Consider the following 25,450-nt stretch of genomic DNA (forward strand, 5'->3'; position numbering starts at 1 on the left):
CGCGGGAGTATGCCACGGGCGATTGGCCATTGCTGATTAACGCACATGGACGATCATTGTGGGAGCGAGCCTGCTCGCGAAGTCGGCCCGTCAGTGGCCGGGATGAAGGCTGCGCCACCGCTTTCGCGAGCAGGCTCGCTCCCACAAAGGCAGTAAAACCTGACCTTTCAGGCAGTTATTGCTCGTTGCCCTCGCCGCCCGCTTGCGGCATTCTGCGCACCCATTTTCTGACCCGGCCCCGCCTCGCGGCGCGCACCTGACCATGACCGCCTCTGACAAAGCCCCGCGCAACAACGACCTGATCTACGGCCTCAACGACCGTCCGCACCTGACCGCCACGGTGTTCGCCGCGCTGCAACATGTGCTGGCGAGTTTCGTTGGCATCATCACCCCGACCCTGATCATGGGCGGCGCGCTGGGCCTGCAGAGTGAAATCCCTTACTTGATCAGCATGGCGCTGTTCGTCTCCGGTCTCGGCACTTTCGTACAGGCCAAGCGCTTCGGCCCGGTGGGTTCCGGTCTGCTGTGTCTGCAAGGGACCAGCTTCTCCTTTATCAGCGTGATTCTCAGCGCCGGGTTCATGGTCAAGGCGCGTGGCGGCGGTACTGACGAAATCCTTTCGACGATCTTCGGTGTGTGTTTCTTCGCAGCATTCATCGAAGTGGTGCTCAGCCAGTTCATCGGCAAGCTGCGCATGCTGATCACTCCCGTAGTGACCGGCACGATCATCACGCTGATGGGCCTGTCACTGATCAAAGTAGCCATGACCGACATCGCCGGCGGCTTCGGTGCGCCCGACCTGGGCGCGGCCAGTCATGTCTTTCTCGCGGCGCTGGTGATCGGCACTATCGTTGTGCTGAACCGCGTCGACGTGCCGTTTCTGCGCCTGGGCGCGATCGTCATCGGCCTGACCCTGGGTTACGTGGTGGCGTGGCTGATGGGCACGGTGGATTTCGCCTCGATGCCCGAGGTGCCGCTGGTCAGCGTGCCGGTGCCGTTCAAGTACGGTTTCAACTTCGATTGGGTGGCGTTTGTGCCGGTGGCGGTGATTTTTCTGGTGTCGCCACTGGAAGCGGCCGGTGACCTGACCGCCAACTCGATGATCTCGCGGCAACCGGTCAAAGGCCCGTTGTACATCCGCCGAATCAAATCCGGCCTGCTCGCCGACGGCCTCAACTCGGCCATGGCGGCGGTGTTCAACAGCATGCCGATGGTGACTTTCGCGCAGAACAACGGCGTGATCCAGCTGACCGGTGTGGCCAGCCGTTATGTGGCGTTTTTCATCGCCGGGCTGCTGGTGCTGCTCGGTTTGTTCCCGATGATCGGCGCGGTGCTGCAATTGATGCCAAAACCGGTGCTGGGCGGCGCCGAACTGGTGATGTTCGGCACCGTCGCCGTGGCCGGGATCAAGATCCTCGCCGAGGCCGGCCTGCATCGACGCAACATGCTGATCGTGGCGATCTCGCTGGGCATGGGCCTGGGCATCGCGGCGGTGCCGGAAGTCTTGCGCGAACTGCCGCAAGGGCTGCGCAACATCTTCGAATCGCCAATTACTGTCGGTGCGTTGTGCGCTATCGTGCTGAACATCTTCCTGCCCGAGGAATTCATCGAGCTGGAAGAAGATGATTTCGACCCGGAGGCGTCGATTCTGCAGGTCATGGAAAACCCCGACGTCACCGCCAAAGCTGAACCCGGCCAAGCGGCGGCTGTCGCACAGTTGAACCGCTGACGTCGCGCCTCGGAGAAAAGGGCTGCACCGGCAACGGTTCAGCCCTTTTTTGTCGAGAGATTCTTATGCGCCGCGTCCACGCCGTCATCCTGTCGCTCTTGCTGTCGTCCCTCAGTGCCTGCGCGCTGTTTCCCAACCGCGACCCGGTCAACATCAACGTGGTCGGCCTCGAGCCGTTACCGAGTCAGGAACTGGAAGTGCGCTTTGCGATCAAGCTACGCGTGCAGAATCCCAATGAGACGCCGATCGACTACAACGGCATCGCCCTGGATCTGGAGGTCAATGGTCATTCGCTGGCTTCCGGCGTGAGCGATCAGAGCGGTTCGATCCCACGCTTCTCTGAAGCCATTGTCACAGTGCCGGTCAGCGTCTCGGCGTTCTCGTTCCTGCGCCAGACCCTGGGCCTGAGCCAGACGCAAAGCCTCGACAACCTCCCCTACGTACTGCGCGGCAAACTGGCGGGCGGGTTGTTTGGCACGATGCGCTTTACCGACAGCGGCAAGTTGAGCCTGCCCAAGGCGAGCGCGGCGACCTGGTAGTCAGCGGTCTAAATCGGCAGAACAACACACAACCCCTGTGGGAGCGAGCCTGCTCGCGAAGGCGGTGGTTCAGGCAACTGCGATATTTATGGTGCCTACGTCTTCGCGAGCAGGCTCGCTCTCACAGGTTCTCTACAAGTTTCAAGGTCAGGAGTTGAACCGCACCCCCGGCTTCGCGCGCTCATCGACGGTCAACTCGAATACATCCGGCCGCGCATAGTGGCCGACCACATCGTAGTCATACCGCGCGCGGACCAGTTCATCCGTGTCGATCTGCGCCGTCAGCAATCCCGCCTCGCCACGCAGCGGTCCCGCCAGTACATCGCCCATCGGCCCGACAATCACACTGCCGCCAGCAATCAACGGTCGATCAACCGGCCAGCTGGCAATCTCAACCCCCAATTCATTCGGCGAGGCCTGCACCTGGCAGGCGCTGACCACGAAACAACGGCCTTCATGGGCGATGTGGCGCATGCTGACCTGCCACATCTCGCGCTCATCAACGGTGGGTGCGCACCAGACTTCGACACCTTTGGCATACATCGCCGTGCGCAGCAGCGGCATCATGTTTTCCCAGCACACCACCGCGCCTAGCTTGCCGACCTGGGTGTCGAACACCGGCAGCGTCGAACCGTCACCCTTGCCCCAGATCAGTCGCTCGGTTCCCGTAGGCATGAGCTTGCGGTGTTTACCGATCAGTCCTGCCTGAGGGTCGAAATACAGCACCGTGCAATACAACGTGCTGCCGGCGCGCTCGATGACGCCGATCACCAGATTGGCCCCGGTGCGCGCTGACAATCCGGCCAGCGCCTCGGTTTCCGCGCCAGGCACATCAATGGCGTTGGCAAAATACCGCGCGAAGGCCTCGCGCCCCTCGGGCAGTCGATAACCCAACTGGGTGCCAAAGCCCTCGCCCTTCGGATAGCCACCGAGCAAGGCCTCCGGCATCACCACCAGCGCCGCGCCGGATTCGCGGATCGCGTCTTCCCAGCTGAGAATCTGGTCGAGGGTTTCGCCTTTGCCGCCGGGCAAGGCGCCAATCTGCAGCGCAGCAACTATGGATTTGGCCATCGTGTTTACTCCATCAGGTTCAGGTGTTGCCGATTCTCCAGCGGCACGCGATCATGAATAAAGCCCTACCCGCTGCTGAATGATATGAGCCAAATGAATATCGCCGACATCGACCTCAACCTGCTGAAAGTCTTCGAAGCGCTGCACGAGGAATCCAGCGCCAGCCGCGCCGCCCTGCGTCTTGGCGTAACGCAGTCGGCGGTCAGCGCGGCGTTGCGTCGCTTGCGTGAGGTGTATGGCGATCAGTTGTTCGTGCGCACCGGGCGCGGTCTGGCACCGACGCTGCAAGCCAATCAGCTGAAACCGGTGATCAGCGATGCCCTGAACAAATGCCGGCAAAGTCTGGCCATGCTTGATCCCGCGGCCAATCAATACGACGGGCGCTCGGTAGCGATTGGTCTGTCAGATGATTTTGAAATTGCCTATGGCCGCCGCTTGATCGAGGAAATCGCCCGTCGCGCGCCAAAGCTGCGGCTGATTTTCCGCCAGACCCACAGCCAGATCGTCGCCCGCGCGTTGATGGAACGCAGCATCGACCTGGCGATCACCGCCGGCGGGTTTGCCGAGCGCCTGCTCAGTCGTCAGGTGCTGGGTGAAGGTGGCTACGCGTGTCTGGTCGATCGCGACAGTCTCGCGCCCGGCCAGCAGCAGATCGAGTTGCAGGAGTTTGTTGCGCGCGAGCACATTCTGGTGTCCTCCGGCGGCTTTATCGGCATTACCGACGAGGGATTGGCGGCAGTGGGATTGAGCCGCCGAGTCTGCGCGTCGACCACGCATTTTGCCGCGCTGCCGTTTCTGCTCAAGGGCAGTCAGGCGGTGGCGACGATCCCGGCCCATGCCGCCGCAAGTATCGCGGCCCTGAGCGGACTGGCGCTGCTGCCCTGCCCTTTGGCTTTACCGCGTTATCCGGTGGAGCTCGGCTGGCGCACCAGCACGCAGATCGATCCGGTGCTGGTCAAGGTTCGCGAGGCGATTGCCGCCACGTTCAGCCAGACGTGAAGTGGTTCACTTGTTCGCCGCCATCAGGCGATTGACTTCGCTGCGCACCATGTTGGCGAACTCCGGCGGCGACATGCCGTCCAGCTCGGCGCGAACCCACTCGGCCCATTTGCCCTTGCGCTTGGAGCGCTCGCCAAACAGACGTGCGGCTTCGCCTTTGGCTTTGCCCAGATTGTTCTGCCAGAGTTCGAACAGACGGGATTTCTCATCTTCCAGCGCGGCGCGCTCTGCGAGGGATTTGTCGGCCAGATTGAAACTCATGGGGATTTGTCCTGCTGCGTAAAATGGCGACATCTTACACGCTTGGCACAAATCTCCGGTGCAGGTTTTCCCTCGTCCGCGAATGACATGCAACTTTTCGCCTGCCGCTACACTCCATTGGTCACTGTCCATTCACCTGCAAGGAGTCACCCAATGGCCCGTAAAACCGCCTCGCAAGCTGCCGAAGAGCAAATCAAGGATCAAGCTTTCAGCGAGCTTCAGGCTCTGATCGAAGAATCGGACAAACTGCTCAAGAGCAGCGCTTCACTGGTAGGCGAAGAAGCAGAAACGCTGCGTGCACAAATCGCCCAGAAACTGCAGCTGGCGCTGGACTCGGTGTCCAGCGTGCGCGACCGCACCAAACCTGCCGTCGAAGCCACAGAGAACTACATTGGTGGTCATCCATGGCAGACCGTAGCGATCTCCGCCGGTTTCGGCCTGGTGGTGGGCCTGCTGCTCGGCCGCCGCTGAGTTCAGCGTCACAAAAAAAGGCGAACCTTGCGGTTCGCTTTTTTTATGCCTGCGCAATCGACTCCCCCGCCATTTCTCGCAACTGCCGTAACGTTTGCTCATCCAGGGCGATCCCCTGTGCCATCGAGCGACTGCGCTGCAGATGCCGTCGATCCCCCGGCAGGCGCTTGAGCCCGACGCCGTGCATCTGCCGCACCAGTTCCTCGCTACGCTGGGCAAAACTCTGTCCTGCCGCCTTGTCCGGGTCGATCACAATCAATAGCTGACCGGTCCACGGTGTTTTCGCGCCGGGATGATTGGACCAATCGAACTCGAAGGAAAAATTGCCGCCGGTCAACGCCGCCGCCAGCAGCTCGACCATCATCGACAGCGCCGACCCCTTGTGCCCGCCAAACGGCAGCAACGCCCCGCCCTCGAGAATCGCCTTGGGGTCCTGGGTCGGTTGACCGAGGCTGTCGACGCCCATCCCGGCCGGAAGTTTTTCACCTTTGCGCGCCGCGATCTGCACATCGCCATGGGCGATGGCGCTGGTGGCGAGGTCGAAAACAATCGGCGCGGCATTGGCCCTTGGCGCGGCGAAGGCGATCGGGTTAGTGCCGAACAACGGCCGGTCGGCCCCATGAGGTACGACGCAAGTCATGCTGTTGACCACGCTCAACGCCACCAGGCCTTCATCGGCAAACGGTTCGACATCTGGCCACAGTGCGGCGAAATGGTGCGAGTTACGAATCGCCAACACCGCGATCCCGGCATGACTGGCCTTTTCCATCAGCAGCGGTCGGGCCGCGGCCAATGCCGGCTGAGCAAAACCATTACCGGCATCGACGCGGACAAACCCCGGCGCAACGTCTTCCACCTGGGGTACCGCATGGCCGTTGACCCAGCCGCTTTGCAGCGTCGAGACATAACCGGGCATACGGAACACGCCATGGCTATGAGCGCCATCACGCTCGGCGCCGGCGCAGTTGGCCGCGAGCACGCGCGCCACTTCGCTGGAAGTGCCGTGCCGCAGAAATATCGTTTCAAGCAATTGCGTGAGTGCTTCGAGGGATAACGAGGACGAGCCCTGATCGTGTGGCGCAGACATCTGAAGCTCCAGAATGATTATTGGAGGGAACAACAGCGTACGGTCGTTTTGCCCACCGATTAACTGCGCCCGGGCTGTCGGCTGTCAACCCTTGGGTTGATCGACCCTGCGGTCGCCGTCCGGATGCACATTCAGCGTTGGCGGGTGCGGTAACTGAATACCGCAAGCGTGGCCGCCCGCGGATTTATGGTTGAGTCCCTGCCCGACGGCGCCCCGTTCAGAGTCCTTATGATGTCCAGTTCGCCCACCCCACTGTTGTTTCCCGACATTTTGAGATCCCCCGGCCTGCATCCCGGTCTGGCCAAAGCGCATGGTCTGAACAGCAAAGACTTCAGCTGGCTGGCGCATGTGCGGCTGGCGACCCACGCCCTGCGCAGTGAACAAACCCCGCCAATGCTCGCCGAGCGCATTTTGCTCAACGCCGAGAAGCAATCACCTGTGCCGCTGGCTGGCAGTTTCGTCCTTGGCACCGGACCGGATGACGGCGGGGTATTTCTCTATACCCCCTACGATGGCTTGAAAAAATTCAGTGACGATCAGGCGCTGACGCAGGCGTTGCAAACGCGCCTGGACAACGCCGATGAAGAGGACGATCTGCTGGCCTTTCTCACGGTATCGATGCGCAAGGAGCTGGTGGAAAAACGCGGCATAACCATGACCCGCGAAACGATCACAGGGGATGTGTTCGACGACCAGTCAACCGCCATCAAAGCGCAATTGGGCGCTTGCGCGAACGATATGCTGGACGAGCTCAAACGCCTGCCTTCGCTCTCCAGCCTGTTGCAAACCATTCTCGATGCACAACTCGAGACGCACTTTGGCGACCTGCAACAATCGGCAACTCGGGTCAGTTTTTACCCGACTACTGCGCAGACCGCCGGTGAAGTCAGGCAGCCAACCCAGTCGCTGTCGCTGAGTGAAGCGCTGCTGCTGCACTTTCGCCGGCAGGGCTGGCCCCGTGGCCAGACCGTCGAGTTTTCTCACCCCGCCAGGTCAGCCGCCGCAGATGACCAGTCAGCCTGGTCAACTGCGATCAAGTCAGCATCGGGCAAGCTGACCATTCTGCTTTTTCGGCAACTGGAAACGTATTGGAATGCCGCCTCATTCGAGGGCTCCTCACGACGCGCGTTCTTCAGTCGGACTCTGCAGGATCAGGCCCGTGCGGACCTGATGATCAAACGTGAAACGGAAATTCTCTCCGCTGGCGAGTTCGATGCCCTGCATACCTTGATCCGCGAGCCCGCCGTAGCGGTGCAGCGTCCGACCTTTGAAACAGTGTGTTTAAGCGAAGAGACGGCTTCCGTCGAGTTGGCCGGCTCGCTGATGATCAATCACGACAAGGCCTACCTCTACACGCCGAGCCAAGGCATGCAGGTGCTCACAAACTACGTCGATCTCCAGCGAACGCTGACTGCCAAGCTCGCGGCGGTTGGCCATGAGGACGAACTGTACGGGCTGATGAGCCTGGAGGAACGCAATCGCTATCTGGGTTTCACCCACGCTCGGGTATCCGGTGAAAACATCGCCGGCGAGATCATGACCACGCTGTTCGAGGCGATCATTACCAAACAACGGCAGAACGTCGAATTTGCCTTGCAGTGTTTTCGCCAGAGCGAGCGTGCCACCGACATTCATGCGCTGTTCGACAAGGCGCTGGATATCCGCTCGATGATTCACCAACGTCTGCTCAACATTGACGTCCACGCGCGCTGGAGCACCCGACCGCTGTTTTCCAGTACTCCACCGGCCTCGCGTGTCCAGGCAGACAAGGCCAGGCAACTGACACGAAGCCTGAACGCCACTTTGGACAGTCTCGCCAGCAGCTTTGTAGATCAGCCAACCCTGACCGGCGACGATCAGCGAGCCTTTGTGCAAAGCATTCGCTGGAAGCTGGCGCGAGCATTCGAGGATGGCCTGCGCAGTGAAGCGCAGATGCGTGGCCTCAAGGATTCTTCGCCAGGTATTGACCGCAAGATTGTCGAAACCGTCTTCGATGCGAGGCGCACGACACGTAACGATCGTCAGTCAATCAACGGTTTCCGTCCGGACGCCTGGTCACTCTCGCTGACCTGCTCTGGCCAAAGCGGTGCGCTACCGCTTGCGTATTGTCTGCTGATGACCGAACGCGGAGGAATGGATAACGCGCATTCCGGGCACTGCGTGCTCTGGACACCGACCGCAGGCCTGGAGTCGTTCAAAGACATCGACACTGCGCGCACGCAATTGCAACGCCGACTGGACGACAACAACCAGAGTCACACACTGTTGGAAAATCTGCCGCCAGCGCAACGTCGACTGGATCAGCAATACACGCTCGGCACTTTTCAATTGATCGAAGGCAGCGTCGCAAGCGAGCGCATGCAATCGGCCATTGAACATTACCTGGCGGAGTGTGAGCTGTTGCGCACGTGTATCAAGGACAGACAAACGCTTGCAAACTTCCTGGACTGCATGAAAACCAAGGGTATCAATACCAATCTGCGTCGGGCCATTGACCTTGCGCAAACAGTTTCCACTCACCTGGACTACCCCGACTGGTTGCGCATGGCGCCCATAACAGAGCAACGCACACACCTTGCGCTGCTGGATGAAGTGCGTCGCGCGTTTCTTGACGGCAAGGATTTTCTCGACGACGTTCCGGCCTTGGCCACCTATGTCGAGCAGACCCTCAAAACATTGCTCGACGCCAGATTTCCCGACAATGGGCTAACGCCTCAGGACATCTTGATCACGCCCAACCTGACCCTCGCCGGACCTGCATGCGATCTGTTGGAGTTTGCCCTGCATCATTACAACGTTGTGCAAGGCACCGGTTTCAAAGTGGCCTCGAAAACCGCCACGGTATTACCGGAAAAACTTGACCCGGCCGCCGTGCGCCAACTGTTGCAGTCGCTGGAGGTGGCCACGACCTACACGAGCAAAGTGACCGAAGCACTGACAGCGGACAATGACGCTGCGCGCGCGCGCAAACAACGGTTCTTCCGTCAGTTGCCCTGGCAGTTGATCCAGCACGCACACGCGTTGAAGTTACAACAACAACTGTCAGATACCGGCTACGACTATGTGTGCCAGGTGCTCGATATGCCGGACGGGATGGCGCGTACGATGGTCGAGGGTGCCGATGCGATTGTCAGCCCCCTGGCGTTTATCAAAACCGCGCACGCCGATCCCGTCGAGGCGCTGGGCATGTATGTCTTCGGGCCTGGCGCAGGAACAAGCGGCCCACGGGTGCTCTATGCGCCCTACTCCAGGTTCGTATTTCGCGAGTTCGAGAATCAGAGCCAGTTGATCGATGCGCTGAACACTCCCGGGCATTTTCAGGATCTGGTGATCCGGCGCCTGCCGGCCCCCCAGCAAAGTGTCTTCAAGAATTTATTGAACACCACAATCGGCCAAACCAGCGAAATCACCCTTCAGGACACCGCCATCAAAGGCAATGCACTGGAGCGATTCCACAAAGATACCCTCAGCCTCTTGCCGCGACTGCTGAGTAGCCAGCCGCAGATCAACGCCCAGTCCGATTGGGAAGCAGCCAAGTTTCTGTTCAGCCACGGGGTCCGCCTGGTTCCGCATTTGCTGCCAGGAAAACTGGCGTCGCTGTTTTTCCTCTGGAAAAGCTACCAGGACTTCAAGGAGTCGGCCGATGACCTTCAGGATCATCACTGGGCCAACGCTCTCAAGAGTTTTATTGCCGGTGCCATCTCCCTGTTGAGTCTGGGGCGCGTGGCTTGGGATCCGGAGCGCGAAGGCGCAACGTCCGAATTCGCCGCTGAGCCAGTGTCAACCTCGTCGACGCCGACTAAGACCCGAACAGAGACGCCGGTGAAGGCTGTCTCGCGCTGGTCCAGAGTTCCGCCAGCGACGTCCTCTCGCGCCAATCTGCAACGCTTCGAAACTGCCACCGCGCTGGAAGACCTCAAGCTGGAGAGCAATAAACTGGTGTACGCCGACGCGTCGAAATTGCATAGATACGCTGCGATTGCCGGCAAGGTCTATCCGGTAGCGCAATCGGATAACGCCTGGTTTGTGCGCAAACCGGATGGCGGCGAAGGGCCGGCGCTTGAACAGAAAAATTCCAGGCTGGTTGTTGCACGCCCAGGCCATTCCATCCAGCGCTGCCGATCAAAACGCGGCAAGATGCAGCAAGAAGAAGTCGAGCGCAGCCGCTCAATCCTGATGTACGTTCAGGCCCAGGGCATGACACAGATCCATCGGCGATATCCGGCCAGGGCCTTCGTCATACAGCAGGCAGTCGGCCGGGCGCGAACCTATGCCCTGAACTGCCTGCATAACTTCGTCGTGCATCGCGACAACCTGGGTGGCACCCGGGTAGAAACAGTGCTCAGGCAGTTCTTCGAAGTGCCGCAAGTGACTTCCTTCCTGCTGCGCAAGATCGAAAAGGTGATTCTGCCGATTTGTCGCGAGCTGACCGATCCGAAAGACGATCTGCTCTATACCGAACGGTTTTTCGCCGGGCTCAATGCCTACTATGACGACGACACCGTGGCCTTTGTGTTCAAAGAGGACAAGCGACGGATTGTCCACCTGACCGAACATTTCTTTAATCCGGACATGGATGCCTATACGCCTGTGTTGCCTGCCAGGTTCAACGTTGATTCCCACGCTCGTGCGGTCACGTTGATCCACGAGCTGTCGCATCTGATTTGCGACAGTGAAGACTTGGCTTCCGTCGAAGCGAGGGCGCCTTACACGAATCTCATTGACACGACTTCCTCGGACGGGCAGCTGATCAAAGCCGACCTTGAACGTCTGCGCAAGTCCCTGTCGAGATCTACGCCGCCGTCGCGTTTGTTCACCGGAATTGGCCCGAACGGGAAACGGATGGATCTGGACCAATTGCCACTGCAGATCAACGAGTACAAGAAGCTTCTCAAACTGACGAAAACCACAACGCTTGCCGATGCCCGCAAAGTTTTTCGCAATCCGCTTGGGATTGAGCCGCGCATCGAGGTGATTCTGGCCAATGCCGACTCGATCGCGCTGCTGATCAGCGAACTGGGGCAAGTCCTTGATCCGCTCCCGGCGCCTATTCCCTTACCGGCACCTGAAACAAGCGGGACATCATCCCCGCCGTCATCTTCATAAACGCTGTTACAAAAAATGCGCTGGCTCGACGCCAGCGCATTTCGTACATACAGCAAAGGTTGTAACGGTGCGTTAATCCTTCTGATCACGCAGCACGTTGCCCGACGCCCCATCGATGCGGAATTCGTAAACGCTGCCATCGGCCTTGCGCCCTTCGCCTTCCCAGTAACCGTCATTGTCGGCACCGATCTCATAGAGCTCGACATAACCGGCCTTGGTCTTGGCGACTTCGATGGCTTTTTCGATGGTGATCCAGCCTGCGCCTGGCTTGTCCGCGAGAGCGGCACCGGCGCTGAGCAAACCGGCGGTGGCAATCAGGGCTGCGAATGTCTGTTTGATCATTTTTTCACTCCATTTATGGATAGTAGGCAGTTGCTTCCTGTTTTTTTGGGCGCCACAGGGAAAAATAAGTTCCACGTTGATGGGTAAATGCCATGACGGATGTTCTCGGCAGCCTGCCGGCGAGGTTAGAATGAGCGAAATCAGGACGAGTCAATGACCCAAGACACTCTCTCGGAAGCCGAATACGATGCGATCACCGATGCCGCCGCGCACTGGTGCATGCGTCTGCACGCCGCTGACTGCACGGACGAGGAGCGTCGCGCATTCCAGGAATGGCACGATGCCCATCCCCTGCACGCCTTCGAATACGAAGCGATGCAGGAAATCTGGGAAGTCGCCGGGGACCTGCCTCGAACCGAACCGGGGGAGCTGGTCGCGCAACGCAAACCGTCGCGTCCGTGGCGCAAGTTCGCGGTCATCGCTGGCACCTGTGCGCTAGCCTTGCCACTGGCGGGCTACAGTGGCTGGAGTCTGGGCTGGTTGCCCGACAGTTATCAGCATTACGCCGCGACCGACAGTGTGCGTCATGTCACCCTGAGTGACGGCAGCCAGCTGGAACTCAACCTGAACACCGACCTGACCTTCAGCAATTACAAACATGAACGTCGCGTGACCCTGAACAAGGGCGAGGCGTTTTTCCATGTCAGTCACGACACCGTGCATCCGTTCGTGGTGCGCGCCGGCGAAGGCAAGATTCGCGTCACCGGCACCCGGTTCAATGTGTGGATGTATGAAGATCAGGTTCGCGTGAATCTGGTCGAAGGTTCGGTGCTGGTCAGCAGCAATCGTGATCTGCCGGGTGACGGTTTGCGCCTGACGCCTTCGATGCAGGCACGCTACCGGCATGGCGATTACGCCCCGCAAATCAGCCAGACCTACCCTGGCGACACCTCGCTGACCTGGCGCAGCGGCCGACTGGTACTCGACAACCTTGCCCTGCACGACGCCCTGCCGCTGATCAACCGATACCTCGACAAACCGTTGATGCTGGCCGACACCGGTACCGGCGCGATTCGCGTGGGCGGCGTGTACAACATCAAAGAGATGAGCAACCTCGCCAACAGCCTGCCGAAAGTGCTGCCGGTCTACCTGACCCGCAACAAGGAAGGCAACCCCGTGATCAATTCGATGCCGCAACGCCCCTCCAAAAGCTGAAGGCCGCGTCCCTTGCGGGAGGCGGCCTTCGTTTGTTTCAGGCGATGACTGTTCTACTGCGCTGCCACTTTCCCTGCCTGATCCTGCTTGATCGTCTGAACCTGATATTGCGGATCCGCCTGGATCTGTTGTTCGGTGAACGGCAGCAGACTCCACTGTTTCTTCGAAAACGCCTCGGTCTGATCACGCGAATATTTCGACGCCGGGTCACTGGATAACGAGAACGCCAGCAGCCCTTGGGCATGTGGGCCTTTTTCGTCGAAGCTCACCACTTGCAGATAGCTGGTGCCGCTGACCACCTCAAGTTTGCCGTCCTCACGTGGCACGCTTTGCATCGCGTTGTAGATGCCCAGCGTACCCGGCCCGCCATGAATCGGCGTTTGCTGGCCGCCGCTGCTGACCACCTGGATATCACCCCAGCGCATGTCTGGCTTCAGGCCCATTTTTTCGACCTGCTCGACCGACCCCAGCATCGCCTCGCGCAGCGCTTTGGCAACTGCCGGTTGCTCGACCGCCAGACCACGCGGCGTGTTCTGCGCATCGGCGGGATTGAATGCCACCCGCCAGATATCCGGTGATTCAAGCAGCGTTTGCATGATGTTTTGAAAATGCACCAGACCAAGCCCGGCATCCAGATTGGCGCGGCTGTCCCAGGCTTTGAGGCTGGCGCAGGCCGGCTTCAGCGTGGCCGCATCGCTGCCCAGATCGGATCCGCAGAACCTCAGCAGATCCGGCATGACCTGCGCGGCCAGATAAACCTGATCGTCCATCACCATGTGCTGTAGATCCTTGACCGCCAGTGGGCCTTTTTTTCTCAGGTCAGCCAAACGATCAAGGGCGAATCGCGAGCGCAGGCCGAGCGGTTGGCCGTCCTGGCTGATCAGCGGCGAATAACCAGCGAGCGGCTGCGCCGGGTTGGCCAGCCATGCCGAATCGTTGGAGTGCTGGACGAAATCCTTGCGCAGCAATTGCGGTAGCTGGCTGGAAGCGAATATGCCCTTCTGCGCCGCTTGCGGATCGATATCCCAGGCACAGCCGCTGTTGGAGCCGTCCAGCACGATCATGCGCAGACCGAGGCGCGGGTCGCTGCACTTGGCCAGTTTTTCCACGCTGACGTTCGGCACCACCGACAGGTTCATGTACAGCGTCTGCCCCTTGTCATCCACTGCAAGGGTATTGACCCACGGAATGCCCTGTATCTGCTGCACCGCGTCTTGCAGATCCTTGAGATTGCCGGCCAGGTTCATCGCATACCACTGTTTGAGCACGCGATCATTTTCCAGGTTGGCATCGCGCAAGCTGTAGGCGTATTGCTTGTCCCAATCGAGCTTGCCCGGCCATTGCACAATCGGCCCGAATTGCGAACTGTAAACATCGCGGGCCACCGGCACGACCTGGCCGTCAGCCTGCTTGACCTGCACGGTGACCGTCTGTTTGCTCAATGGCAGCGACTTGCCGTCCAGCAAATACCGGGTCGAATCCTTCGGATCGAGTTGCAGGCGATACAACGTGAAGTGCTTCGACGAATCGACGGTGTGGGTCCAGGCCAGATGCTGGTTGAAACCGATGTTGATCATCGGCAATCCCGGCAAAGCGGCACCCATGACATCGAGCTTGCCGGGAATGGTCAGGTGCATCTGATAGAAGCGCATGCCGCCGACCCACGGGAAATGCGGGTTGGCCAGCAACATGCCGCGGCCGTTGAACGAGCGCTCGCTGCCGACCGCCACGGCATTACTGCCACGATCCAGGGCGAAACGCTGCTGACGTGCGTCGGCCAACTGGAACGCCTCGGTGCCATGCTGGACCTGAGCAGTAGCTTGCGGCGGCGTCGCGCCAGCCAGGGCTTCAGCGAATTGGCCCACACCGCCTTCAACCAGTAGGCGCCGCGTCAGCTTGACCAGATCCTCGGCGTGGATATCACGCACCCATTCACCCTGGCATTGCTGCGGCAACCCTTGCGGACGGCGTTCAGCCAGATAACGGTTGTAACCGGCGGCGTAACCCTCGACAAGATCCCGCACCTGAACCGGTTGCGCCTGCCAGAATGCGTTGACCGACTCGGGTGTGTTGAGCCAAGTGAAGAACACATCACTGACACGGTTTTCCCGTTGCTCGACCGTGAACTGCTCGGGACCGAAATACCGCGAGCGCTGACCATTGACGGTGACTATCTCGTTAGCCAGCAGGCACAGATTGTCCTGGGCGTAGGCGTAGCCGATGCCGAAACCCAGACCGCGTTCGTTCTCGGCGCGAATGTGCGGCACGCCAAACGTGGTGCGGCGAATGTCCGCGCGGATGTCCGCAGACGGACTCAGCGCGTGGGCCGACAGGCTCAGCCCGAATAAGGTGCCGGCAATGGCCAGCCCGGTGAGTTGCCTGGAAATAATCACGCTCGCTCCTGATCGATAGGTCGATTGCCCCTGCGTCCACGCGCAATGAGCCTGTCGAAGAAACGAAGCTGAGGAAAAAAATTTAGCGGGCAATCCAATCAGGCAAGGCCGGCATCACAAGGCCGAGACGAATTTGCGACGAAATTTCTACATCTTTTCTTTCATGATTTGTCGAACTGAAACGTCTTGTTTAGAGAGCGCAACAAAACCTTTCCCGATCTGGCTCTGAAAAGGAGTAATCGCATGTACAACTCGCAACTACCATCGGACGGTAGCCAGACGCCACAGAGCGTTTCCATGAGTTCGCACACCGGCAATTTCACCCAGCGCGGCGAACGCCCGGGCAATGAGCGTATCCGGGTTCTGCTGAAGAGTTTCGGCCTGCGCACCAGCCTGATTCGCTTGAAGGTGATCGACGCCCTGTTGGTGGCGGCACAGAGCGATCGTCGTCTGGGCGTGCGAGGCGTGCATAGCCAGTTGCTCGATCTGGACGTGCCGTTGTCGTTTCTCAGCGTGCGCGAAGTGCTCAAACGCTTGTGCGCCGAAGGCGTGATCACCTTCAACGCCGACAAGAGTTACAGCCTGCACCCGCAGGCTGCGGCGGTCCTCAACCACGATTGAGGCCCCGGGGGCTCGCCGTCAGGGCTTGACCTTGCGGCGCATCACGCCGTTGATTACCACCACCACGACCGCCACGCCGATCGCCACGTACTGGAAAGTCTTCTCGGTGATCATGCCGGTGTTCTGCAGCCAGGACAGGCCCAGCATGATCGCCAGGACGGACAGAGCGATCAGAATCGAGTAAATCAAGCGTTGCTTCTGGGTCATTGCGGTTTCCTGAAACGTTGGAATGTATGCGCTTGCCGGGGTAAGCGGGGCCTCATGTTACCGCCACTGAAGGTTTTTCGCTGCATGACCGGCCGACCCTGAGGCTCGGACCGCTCAGGCGATTGGCTGCAAACAATGCCCGCACCGTCGCGGGCATTGTTGTTTCTGCGTGAGTGGCAGCCAGGTAACCATGTTTGCCGCCGCGCCAAACGTTTAAACATTCCGTAAGTTTTTGAAATCTGCTGACGCAGCAAACGCCTAGGTCCGCCGTGCGTCTGCGCCTAGGCTCTGCGAACTTCCTACAACTGATAAACAGGGATGTTCATGCAGAGAACACTGATAAACATCGGCCCCAGACAGGTAGCAGGTTTCTGCCTGGCGTTGACCGCTTTCGAACTCCTCACCTACATGGCCAGCGACGTGATCATGCCGGCGATGCTTGACGTCACGACCGAGCTCGAGGCGGACGCGCGGCATGTTCCCAATGCCTTCAATCTCTATCTGTTAGGTGGCGTCTGCCTGCAATGGCTACTGGGCCCCTTGTCCGATCAATTCGGGCGCAGGCCACTGTTATTGATCGGCAGTGCGCTCTTCGGCGTGTCGTGTGCTGCAGCCTTTTTCATTGGCAATATCGAAGCTTTCAACCTGTTGCGTCTGTTGCAAGGCATGGGGCTGGGGTTCGTTGTCGCGGTCAGCTATCCGGCATTGCAGGAGGTCTTCTGCGAAGCCGACGCCGTCAGGCTGATGGCGTTGCTCGGCAACGTTGCGTTGTTGTCGCCGCTGCTCGGCCCGCTACTGGGAATCCTCTTGCTGGAATGGCTGAGCTGGCGGGGAATTTTTCTACTGCTTGGTCTCGCAGCGGCGCTGGTCTGGTTCGGCCTGTTGTTGTGGATGCCGGAAACCGTTGGCGTTGAGCGCCGCGATGGCCGACGCACTCCCGCTGTGCCCTTCTCGTGGCGCCTGACTTCTCGCCGCTACGCAACGCTGTTCAGCAATCCACGCTTCCTCTGCGCCAGTCTGGCGCTAGGCCTGATGAGTCTGCCGCTGATCGCCTGGATCGGTCTGGCACCGTTGCTGCTGGTGTGGGTGCTGGAACTGTCGCCGCTGGAATATGGCCTGTGGCAGATTCCGGTGTTCTCGGCAGTGATCGCCGGCAATCTGCTGCTCGACCGCTTACTCAAGACCCGCTCGTTGCAGCAGTTGATCCTGCTAGCTCTGTGGCCGTTCTGTCTGGGCCTGCTGCTGCTGACCGTATGCGCATTGTTCGGGGCCGGACTTGGACCCGTGGTGGCTAGCCTCGCGTTGTACGCCGTAGGGTTGGGCATGAGCAATGCAGCGGTGTATCGCCTCGCGCTGTTTGCCAGTGATGACAGCAAAGGTCTGGTCTCGGCGCTGACCGGCATGCTCTCGATTGCCGTCATGGGGCTCGGCGGTTCGCTGATTGCTGCCATCGGAGGCGGCAGCCGTGTCGAACATTTTGCGCTCTGGGCGGCGTTTGGCGGGCTGATGTGCCTGCCTTTTCTGCACCGGCTCCTGCAAACCCCCACGCCTGATGTGGCCTCGCCTCAATAAGGAACATTGATGACTCATTTACCCTATGCCGACGCGTTGTGCGCGTTGCCGCAACCCTATTGCCTGAATTCCGCCCCGCCCGGTCTGTTCGATCGGGCGATGGCTGAAATCAGCCGCTTTCACTGCGAACACACGCCCGGTTACGGCCACTGGCTCAACGCCCATGGACTGTCGCCGCAAGACCTCGACAGTCTTGATGACTGGTCACGGCTGCCGCCGATTTTTGCCAGCTTCTTCAAGCAGCACCTGCTGCTCAGCAGCACTGCCACGGACGCCCTGGAACTGACTTCGTCGGGCACCAGCGGGCAGAAAAGCCGGATGCGTTACGACGAGCGCAGCCTGGCGCGGGCGCAATTCATGGTCGCGCGAATCTTCCGCCATTACGGCTGGGACGCCCCGGACACACCGTGCAATTACCTGCTGCTCAGCTACGAACCCGAAGGCCGCATTACCCTCGGCACCTCATTCACCGACCAGTTTCTGTGTCGGTTCGCCCCGGCCAACCGGGTGGTCTATGCCTTGCGCAACACCGGTAGCGGCCACCAGTTCGACGTGTTCGGGGTGATCGCCGCGTTGCAGTCATTCGCTGAAGAAGGTTTGCCGGTGCGGATCTTCGGTTTCCCGGCGTTTTTGTGGCAGACCCTGCAACGCATGCAGGCTACCGGCATCGACGATCTGCACTTGCCGGGCGGTTCCCTGGTTTTCTTTGGCGGAGGCTGGAAAACCCAGACTGCGCAAGAAATCCCCAGACAGCAGCTCTACGCCCATATCCATCGGCAACTGGGCATCGAACCCGCTCGCTGCCGCGATGGTTACGGTGCCGTCGAGCACGCAGTGCCTTACATCGAATGTGCCCATCACCGCTTTCACGTGCCGGTGTATGCGCAGGTGTTGATCCGCAACCCGGCGGATTTTTCCCTGCTGCCCTACGGCCAACAAGGCCTGCTCGGCTTCGTTTCGCCCTATATCTCCTCCAGCCCCGCCCATGCCGTGGTCATGAGCGACCTGGCGACGCTGCACCCGGGCGCAAGCTGCGGCTGCGGATTGACCACCGACTGGTTTGAACTGCACGGCCGCGCCGGTACGACAGCGGGCAGAAGCTGCGCAATGGCCGCCGCCGAATTACTGGGAAATCACTGACATGTATCTGATCAATGGACAACTGCACGACAGTTACAGCCTCGACCAAGCGCTGCAAGACCTGCAACAGGCGCTGCCGCACCGGTTGGCGACGGCACTCGAAAGCGGCACGGTCATCCAGGCCGTGACGTGTTTTGCCCGGCAGCTGCGTAGCGCGGCCACCGATTTGCCGCTCGACAACCAACAACGGCAAGCCTTGATCGATTTCTGCCAACCGCAAGCGCTGAGGCACAAGCGCCAGCGCGAACTCGGCGCCGATGCCGATTCGCTGCGCCGTATCGATTATCGCCAGCCACGCTTCGAAGCCTGGCGTCCGCTCGGTCTGGTGGTGCACATCACCCCCGCCAATGCGCCGCTGGTGGCGTTCTGCGCAGTGGTCGAAAGTCTGCTGGCCGGCAACGTTAACTGGTTGCGGCCCAGCCGCAGCGATGGAGGCCTGACGGCGCGACTGCTGAGCACATTGGTAGCGTGCGATGCCAGCGGGCAACTGGCTGGTTATGTAGCGGTGATTCCAGCCAACACCGGCGAGATTGGCCTACTGTGCAAGCACGCCAACGGTGTCGCAGCGTGGGGTGGCGAAGCGGCTTTGCAAGCCATTCGACAGCAACTGGCGCCGGGTTGTCGCTGGATCGACTGGGGACATCGCATCAGCTTCGTGTATCTCTGTGCGCAAACTGCCACGGCCGAGGCGCTCGACGCTGTGGCCGACGAGGTCTGCCGACTGGATCAGCAGGCCTGCTCCAGCCCGCAATGGTTGCTGGTGGACAGCGATGATCCACAGGTTTTGCGCGATATCGGTGAACGCTTGGCGCAAGCGTTGAAGCGCCGCGCCGCACAATGGCCCGCACTGGTGCCGACACTGCAGGAAGCTTCACAAATCACCACGCATACGCAGATGGCCCGCCTCGGCCAGAGTTTTGCCGGACACACCGGCCAAGTCTGGAACGGCCCAGGCTGGCGGGTGATCTGGAGCCATGATCGGCAACTTGCACCTTCACCGCTGTTCCGCAGCGTGTTGCTGCACCCGGTGCCACAGGCCTTGCTGACCGCCACCCTGCTGCCATGGCGCAACGTGCTGCAAAGCTGTGCTTTGGTGTGCGCGCAATCGCGCATTGTCGAATTGACCCATGCACTCATCGGCGCCGGGGTCACGCGTATTGCTCCGATCGGCAGCATTCACGACGGTTACGCAGGCGAACCCCATGACGGCGTCTACGCGCTGCAACGTCTGAATCGCCGCGTATCGGTGAGTCTGGCGGCGACGCAACTGCCGAATCAAGCCTCTCTCGATACAGCGTCATCACCCGCGAAGCCGGGCGCTGCGATCATGGACAAAGCGGCTTTCGTCGCCCAGCCCGTCAACGATCAGGCGCAGTTGTATTTTCGCTCCGGAGGCAGCAGCGGCACCCCGGCGCTGGCCGGCTACAGCTATCGCGACTTCGATCGGCAGATGCGCGCAACCGCAGATGGCCTGTTCGCCGCCGGTCTCGATCCGGCGCGGGATCGGGTCATGAACCTGTTTTTCTGTGGCGGGCTGTACGGCGGTTTTCTCAGCTTCGGCAAAGCACTGGAATGGCTCGAAGTGACGCACCTGCCCATGGCCGCGCCTACTGATAACGACTATCGGGAAATTGCCCGACTGATCATCGACCAGCGGGTCAATGTGCTGGTCGGCATGCCGGGCACGCTGCATCGCCTGTTCCTCAACGAGCAGGAGCATTTGCGTGCTTATGGCGGGGTCGAAAAAGTCTTTCTCGGTGGCGAGCACCTGAGCGAACAGCACCGTGAATTGCTGCGCAGTTGTGGCGTGTCGACGATCCGCTCGGCGATTTACGGCAGCGTCGATGCCGGCCCGATTGGCCATGCCTGCCAGGTTTCAGCGGACGGAGTTTTCCATTTGATGAGCGATATCCAGCAACTGGAAATCGTTGCGCTGGATGAAGATGTCGCGGTGGTCGACGATCAAGTGGGTCGGCTGCTAGTGACTTCGCTTGCCCGTGAAGGTGGCCAGCGCGTGCAGCGTTACGAAATCGGCGACACCGGGCGCTGGCTGCCGGGTGTCTGCGCCTGCGGGTTGCAGTCGCCACGTTTCGAACTGCTGCAACGCCACGGCACGCTGCTGCGTATTGGCACCGACTTCATCTCGGCAGGCGAGCTTTCTGCACGGCTGCAGGCACCAATTCAGTTGCACCTGGACCACACCTGCGACGGGATTGAGCGTCTGCAGTTGCACTGCGAACTTGCAACTGACGTGGTTAAAGCCCGGCTCGCGGATTATTCAACTCTGAATACGGTCATCGACAGCGGCTTGCTGGTCATGCAGACCCGACAATGCTCGCCCGCCGATTTCATTCAAAACAAACACAGCGGCAAGACGCCACTGGTCATCGACTCGCGCCGCTGACGTTTGAGCGCAAGTCAGATCATTCAGGAAGAACACTTTGTGAAAATAACCCAACCGATTCGCGGACTGATGAGTTTTGCCCGCCAGCATTCACGCTACTACCAGAACTGTCTCGATGATGTTCCCGAGGCAATAAACTCACTGACCGAACTGCCTTTGCTTGATCCTGCGAGTTTCTGGATTGGCAGCGAGAACCTCGACCAATGGCCGGTACTGACCGCGCCGATCGGCTCGGCGGTGGTTTTCAAGACCGGCGGATCCACAGGCAGCGGCAGGCTCTCGGTCTACACCCGTGCCGAATGGCAAGCCACCGTAGAGAATTTCGGTCGCAGTCTGAATGGACAATTCAGCCCGGGCGACCGGGTCGCCAATCTGTTCTTCGCCGGCGACCTCTATGCCAGTTTTCTGTTTATCCACGATTCACTGGCCCATGTCGATACGCCGATCACAGAGTTCCCGTTCAGCGGTGAAGTCGACCCGCCGAAGCTGGCCGATGCCATCGCGCAACACGGGATCAACGTGCTGGCTGGCGTGCCCGCGCAATTATTGACCTTCGCCAGTTGGTTGGGTCAACGCAACCTTGTATTGCCTCGGGTTGATACAGTGCTTTACGGCGGGGAGAGCCTGTTCGCCTCACAGCGTCAACGCCTTGCGCAAGTGCTGCCCAATGCACGCATCGCCTCCATCGGCTACGCCAGCGTCGACGCTGGATTTATCGGCGCCAGTCATCGCGACTGCGAGGAAGGCGAACATCGCACGCCTGACGGCCACGTCCTGCTGGAGATCATCGATCAGCACACGGGCAAGCCGATCGAGGCCTGCGATCAACACGGCCTGCTCGTATTGACCAACCTTCATCGGCGCTTGATGCCGCTGATCCGCTATCCCGTGGGAGACCTGGCGTGCTGGCGCGAACCGATCGGTGCGCCGCAACGCAAGTTCGCCCTCAGGGGCCGCAGCGGCAACAGCCAGCGCGTGCGCGTCGGCATCCTGTCGCTGATGACGGATGAAATCAGCGAAACCGTAAGGCGCACTGCTAGCAGCGACGACTGGCAATTGTTGATTGAACAGGCCGACGGCACCGACGTGTTGACGTTGAAATACGTAGTCGAAGAGCGATCAACACAGATCGATAACAAACTTGAGGCCCGCTTGATCGAACGTTACCCGCAGATCACCCACCTGCGAAGCGCTGGATTACTGGAGCTACGTATCCAGAGCTGCCGCTTCGAGGATCTCGCGCGCCACCCTCGCGCCGGCAAGAGCCTGCCGATCGTCGATTTACGCTGCTATGAGCAACATGACGGGGAGGTGCCTGATGGAATCGCTGATCCTGCGCAATTACCGTGAAAGCGACGCCGCCGCCGTCAGCGAACTGTTTCGCCAGGTATACGGCGACCATTACGTACAAAGCGACGTGTATCTGCCGTGCCTGATCAGTCAGAACCATGCGAAAAAACGCTGGCACTCGCTGGTTGCGGTCGAGGGAGAACGGATACGTGGTCATGCCACTTTGTACAGGCAAAGCGAGGCATCGTACGACGCTGAGCTGGCTTTGAGTGCCGTCCATCCTGACACCCGTGGGCAGAACATCGCCACGCGCCTGGGTGAGCAATTGCTGACTCACGCACAGGCGTTGGGTTGTCGCAGCGTTTCGATCAAGCAAGTCACCCACCACCCTTACACCCAACGCATGGCGATCAGCCTCGGGTTCCATAACACCGGACTGCTACCAGACTATGTCCGCTCGCCTTTTGGTTGCAAAAAACCGGAGTCGATCGTTTTGGGCGTTCGGGCGATCGATGGCTACCAGCGGCCGTTGCCTGACCAGGTCTGGCCTGCCAGTTGTAGGCCCTTGATGGAGCGTCTGACGGCCGTGTTCGGCATCGGAGCCAATGCTGGACGCTGGCGCGGGGCCTCGGTTCAGGTTGAACAACACGGCGATCGCCACGAAATGCTCCTGGAAAAACTCGATCCGGAACTGCTGAACCAATTGCGCTCACTGCCCGGGCACTGGCTGATTTCGATTCGCCTGCAGCTGTCGCGACAATTTGCCGTGGATCTGCACAGTCTCAACGCCATTGGTTTTGTCTTCACCGGTCTGGCGCCGGTGCAAGGCAATCAGGGCGGCTGGCTGGCGTTGTTCCATCGCGGTTTTCGCCCGCGCAGACTGGCCTTGCACTGCGCGTACATGCAAGACCTGCATGCTCAGACGCAACGGCAATTTAGCGTTCGTGATTTATCGCCGGTCTGAACGTGCGCAATACAAGGCTGAGCCCGCTTCATGCGTGCGGGCTTATGCCTTGGCTTTGATGCCACTGTCCGACGGCACGGCGGCATTGCCTTCACCGTAAGTCTTGAGGTTTTGCAAGACGTAAATGGCTTTCTTGAATTCGGGAATCAGGCTCTTGCCGTAGTAATTGCCATTGAGACTGTTGGTCTGAATGGCATCGAGCTGCGTGGCGAAATATTCCAGCGCGTTGAACTTCGCCTCCGGGTCTTTCTGCACGCCGAAACGGTCGAATTTGTCGCCGGCATTGAGCAAGGTGATCGAGGTGATCTCGGAAATCAGGCCGCGCCCGCGCAGGAACTCGCTGAGGTTGCCCAACTGCTTGACGGAAACGTTGGCCGGGTCGAAACCCTTGATCTGCTTGCGCAAACCCTGTTTGTCCATCTCCGCGACATTCAGTGCATTCGGATCGTTACCGACCAGGGTCAACATCTGCTGCACTTTGACGCTCTGCGAAACCTGCTTCTTCGCGCCGGTATCACGGACCATTACGCCCGCCTTGCTTTCCCAGGCGCCGGTATAGCCGATCGTCATGCGAGGATTCCTTGTGCAATGAGCATGAAATGTCCTTGTTCCAACCAATTGAATGGGCGCGAGTATCGGCCGCTTCGCTGATCGCACCAACCCTTTTGTGCGCTTTTTTACAAATCTCGTACATTCATGACACCGAGCTTAAGGCCCGCAAACATTGCTTCAGAGCCGTCATCAGGATGTAACAACTGTGGCGATTGCTGGTGATGTACCAATCCCGATACCAACCGGTCATCGCCCTGAGCTCTTTCGGCACGCAAGTACCTAAAGCTTCCGCCCGCAACGACGATACGCTGTGATACCCGCCCTGTTTTTATTTCTGCCCTCCAACAAAAAGCCGCTCAAGGATCAGTTCCATGCCCGCACTGCGCACTATTCAGGCTCGCTACACGCTGTTTCTGATTCTGTTCATCCTGTTGTTGTCCGTGCTGACCGTGGTCGGCATCAGCCAACTGGTCGCACCGACCCTGCGCGATACCGAAGAGAAGGTCGTGCTCAACCGCATCGCCGAAGTCGCCGTGCAGATTCAGGGCGAACTGAACAAGGTGCAGGCGCAGCAACGCAGCATCACCCAGACCATCCCCCTGCTCGACAGCGCCGCCATCGACGTGGTGCTGCCAGGGCTGGTGGATCAGTACGGCGAACTGAAAGTCTTTGGCGGCGGCATTTGGCCGTTGCCCGGCCAGCGCGAAGCCGGGCGCAACAAGTTCAGCACCTTCTGGCACCGCGACGCCTCGGGTCAGCTCAAGGTCAATACCTTCTGGAACAGCGACGCCGCACCGAACTACTACGACCAGAGCTGGCATAAGGGCGGCATGGCCACCCCGCGCGGCCAGTGCGCGTGGGCCGCTGCCTATAAGGACGACGCCAGTGCCGAGCCGCGCACCAACTGCGCCATGGCGATCTACAAGAATGGCAGCGCCTGGGGCGTTTCGACCATCGACGTGACCCTGGGCTTTTTCAACGATCTGGTGGCGCGCAAGGAAAAAGATCTCAACGCCGAAATGCTCATCGTCGAGGCTGACGGCAAGATCATCAGCAACAGCTCGCGCATCAGCGGCCCGATCGTGTTGAAGAACATCAGCGAACTGGCGGCCAGCTCAACCTTCATCAGTCAGATCAAGACCGGCCTGCAAAATCGCGATAAAGCGCAACGCGTCGAATTCGATAACAACGGAGAAGACGCCACATTCTTCATGCGCCCTATCGAGGGCACACCGTGGTTCCTCGCCACTGCCCTGCCGACCAAAATGCTCACCGCCCAGCGTGACGATGTGCTCAACAGTCTCAGCCTGATCCAGATTCCGCTGGTGATCCTGCTGGTGCTGTTGCAGGTTTACGCGATTCGCAAACTCGTACAGCGCATGAAGGCTCTGAAAGCCAACATTGATTCACTGTCCAGCGGTGACGCCGACCTGACTCGCCGCATCACCATTCGCGCCGAAGACGAACTGGGCGCCATCGGCCATTCGGTCAACACCTTCATCGTATATTTGCAGAACATGATCGGCGAAGTCACCCAGGCCACCGGC

Annotated in this window: 19 protein-coding genes and 1 pseudogene; 13 read left to right on the top strand and 7 right to left on the bottom strand. The window is 59.9% G+C overall.

Annotation, left to right across the window (positions count from 1 at the left end):
• Nucleotides 1–262: 262 nt before the first annotated feature.
• Nucleotides 263–1,729 carry a nucleobase:cation symporter-2 family protein gene (locus ACMYUN_RS01350; RefSeq protein ID WP_415762522.1) on the top strand — a complete coding sequence of 489 codons (1,467 nt, stop codon included), beginning with the start codon at nt 263–265 and terminating at the stop codon, nt 1,727–1,729.
• 65 nt (nt 1,730–1,794) lie between these two features.
• Nucleotides 1,795–2,268 (top strand): LEA type 2 family protein, encoded by a 474-nt coding sequence (locus ACMYUN_RS01355; RefSeq protein WP_415762523.1) that lies wholly within the window; start codon nt 1,795–1,797, stop codon nt 2,266–2,268.
• 147 nt (nt 2,269–2,415) lie between these two features.
• On the opposite strand, the gene ACMYUN_RS01360 is transcribed toward ACMYUN_RS01355, so the two are convergent.
• On the bottom strand, nt 2,416–3,339 hold the full coding sequence (locus tag ACMYUN_RS01360) for a carbon-nitrogen hydrolase family protein (protein ID WP_415762524.1): 924 nt from the start codon (nt 3,337–3,339) through the stop codon (nt 2,416–2,418).
• Between the two features lie 84 nt (nt 3,340–3,423).
• Between ACMYUN_RS01360 and ACMYUN_RS01365 the strand changes: the two genes are divergently transcribed.
• Nucleotides 3,424–4,338, top strand: coding sequence for a LysR family transcriptional regulator (locus ACMYUN_RS01365; protein WP_039760520.1), 915 nt, complete (start codon nt 3,424–3,426; stop codon nt 4,336–4,338).
• A gap of 6 nt (nt 4,339–4,344) precedes the next feature.
• Here ACMYUN_RS01365 and ACMYUN_RS01370 read toward each other — a convergent pair whose 3' ends face one another.
• The gene (locus tag ACMYUN_RS01370) at nt 4,345–4,599 is read right to left on the bottom strand and encodes a hypothetical protein (protein WP_003224595.1); all 255 of its coding nucleotides are present in this window, start codon (nt 4,597–4,599) and stop codon (nt 4,345–4,347) included.
• Nucleotides 4,600–4,752: 153 nt separating this feature from the next.
• On the opposite strand from ACMYUN_RS01370, the gene ACMYUN_RS01375 reads away from it, so the two are divergent.
• On the top strand, nt 4,753–5,070 hold the full coding sequence (locus ACMYUN_RS01375; protein WP_016774661.1) for a DUF883 family protein: 318 nt from the start codon (nt 4,753–4,755) through the stop codon (nt 5,068–5,070).
• A gap of 43 nt (nt 5,071–5,113) precedes the next feature.
• On the opposite strand, the gene ACMYUN_RS01380 is transcribed toward ACMYUN_RS01375, so the two are convergent.
• A complete protein-coding gene (locus ACMYUN_RS01380) occupies nt 5,114–6,157 on the bottom strand; it encodes an Ldh family oxidoreductase (protein WP_415762525.1) in 1,044 nt (347 codons plus the stop codon).
• Between the two features lie 168 nt (nt 6,158–6,325).
• Here ACMYUN_RS01380 and ACMYUN_RS01385 point away from each other — a divergent pair, with 168 nt between their 5' ends.
• Nucleotides 6,326–11,263: a dermonecrotic toxin domain-containing protein gene (locus ACMYUN_RS01385; protein WP_415762526.1), complete on the top strand. Its 4,938-nt coding sequence runs from the start codon at nt 6,326–6,328 to the stop codon at nt 11,261–11,263.
• A 72-nt stretch (nt 11,264–11,335) separates the two neighbouring features.
• Here the strand turns inward: ACMYUN_RS01385 and ACMYUN_RS01390 are convergent, their stop codons facing one another.
• Nucleotides 11,336–11,605 carry a PepSY domain-containing protein gene (locus ACMYUN_RS01390; RefSeq protein WP_129998693.1) on the bottom strand — a complete coding sequence of 90 codons (270 nt, stop codon included), beginning with the start codon at nt 11,603–11,605 and terminating at the stop codon, nt 11,336–11,338.
• 153 nt (nt 11,606–11,758) lie between these two features.
• Here ACMYUN_RS01390 and ACMYUN_RS01395 point away from each other — a divergent pair, with 153 nt between their 5' ends.
• Nucleotides 11,759–12,760, top strand: coding sequence for a FecR family protein (locus ACMYUN_RS01395; RefSeq protein WP_415762527.1), 1,002 nt, complete (start codon nt 11,759–11,761; stop codon nt 12,758–12,760).
• A gap of 53 nt (nt 12,761–12,813) precedes the next feature.
• Here the strand turns inward: ACMYUN_RS01395 and ACMYUN_RS01400 are convergent, their stop codons facing one another.
• Nucleotides 12,814–15,153, bottom strand: coding sequence for an acylase (locus ACMYUN_RS01400; RefSeq protein ID WP_415762528.1), 2,340 nt, complete (start codon nt 15,151–15,153; stop codon nt 12,814–12,816).
• Between the two features lie 243 nt (nt 15,154–15,396).
• On the opposite strand from ACMYUN_RS01400, the gene ACMYUN_RS01405 reads away from it, so the two are divergent.
• Complete coding sequence (locus tag ACMYUN_RS01405; RefSeq protein WP_415762529.1) at nt 15,397–15,774, top strand: fe2+ zn2+ uptake regulation protein; 378 nt, start codon at nt 15,397–15,399, stop codon at nt 15,772–15,774.
• Between the two features lie 18 nt (nt 15,775–15,792).
• Here ACMYUN_RS01405 and ACMYUN_RS01410 read toward each other — a convergent pair whose 3' ends face one another.
• Complete coding sequence (locus ACMYUN_RS01410) at nt 15,793–15,981, bottom strand: hypothetical protein (protein WP_039760509.1); 189 nt, start codon at nt 15,979–15,981, stop codon at nt 15,793–15,795.
• Nucleotides 15,982–16,305: 324 nt separating this feature from the next.
• Here ACMYUN_RS01410 and ACMYUN_RS01415 point away from each other — a divergent pair, with 324 nt between their 5' ends.
• From ACMYUN_RS01415 to ACMYUN_RS01435, 5 genes are read left to right on the top strand one after another with little or no spacing between them, the layout of a single operon-like run.
• A complete protein-coding gene (locus ACMYUN_RS01415; protein WP_415762530.1) occupies nt 16,306–17,553 on the top strand; it encodes an MFS transporter in 1,248 nt (415 codons plus the stop codon).
• 9 nt (nt 17,554–17,562) lie between these two features.
• Complete coding sequence (locus tag ACMYUN_RS01420; protein WP_415762531.1) at nt 17,563–18,693, top strand: acyl-protein synthase; 1,131 nt, start codon at nt 17,563–17,565, stop codon at nt 18,691–18,693.
• Nucleotide 18,694: 1 nt separating this feature from the next.
• Nucleotides 18,695–21,097: an aldehyde dehydrogenase family protein gene (locus tag ACMYUN_RS01425; protein ID WP_415762532.1), complete on the top strand. Its 2,403-nt coding sequence runs from the start codon at nt 18,695–18,697 to the stop codon at nt 21,095–21,097.
• 39 nt (nt 21,098–21,136) lie between these two features.
• The gene (locus ACMYUN_RS01430; RefSeq protein WP_415762533.1) at nt 21,137–22,447 is read left to right on the top strand and encodes a phenylacetate--CoA ligase family protein; all 1,311 of its coding nucleotides are present in this window, start codon (nt 21,137–21,139) and stop codon (nt 22,445–22,447) included.
• A complete protein-coding gene (locus ACMYUN_RS01435; protein WP_415762534.1) occupies nt 22,416–23,351 on the top strand; it encodes a GNAT family N-acetyltransferase in 936 nt (311 codons plus the stop codon). Before ACMYUN_RS01430 ends, ACMYUN_RS01435 begins: the two co-directional genes overlap by 32 nt.
• A 42-nt stretch (nt 23,352–23,393) precedes the next feature.
• On the opposite strand, the gene ACMYUN_RS01440 is transcribed toward ACMYUN_RS01435, so the two are convergent.
• Entirely contained in the window at nt 23,394–23,921 is a 528-nt protein-coding gene (locus ACMYUN_RS01440) for a hypothetical protein (RefSeq protein WP_039760503.1), read from the bottom strand.
• Between the two features lie 353 nt (nt 23,922–24,274).
• Here ACMYUN_RS01440 and ACMYUN_RS01445 point away from each other — a divergent pair.
• Nucleotides 24,275–25,357: pseudogene (locus ACMYUN_RS01445) on the top strand (cache domain-containing protein); the annotation flags it as partial.
• Nucleotides 25,358–25,450: the final 93 nt, after the last annotated feature.

Origin of the sequence: Pseudomonas sp. CP4 (genome assembly GCF_047758505.1) — a bacterium.
GTDB classification, from domain to species: Bacteria; Pseudomonadota; Gammaproteobacteria; order Pseudomonadales; family Pseudomonadaceae; genus Aquipseudomonas; species Aquipseudomonas fluorescens_AO.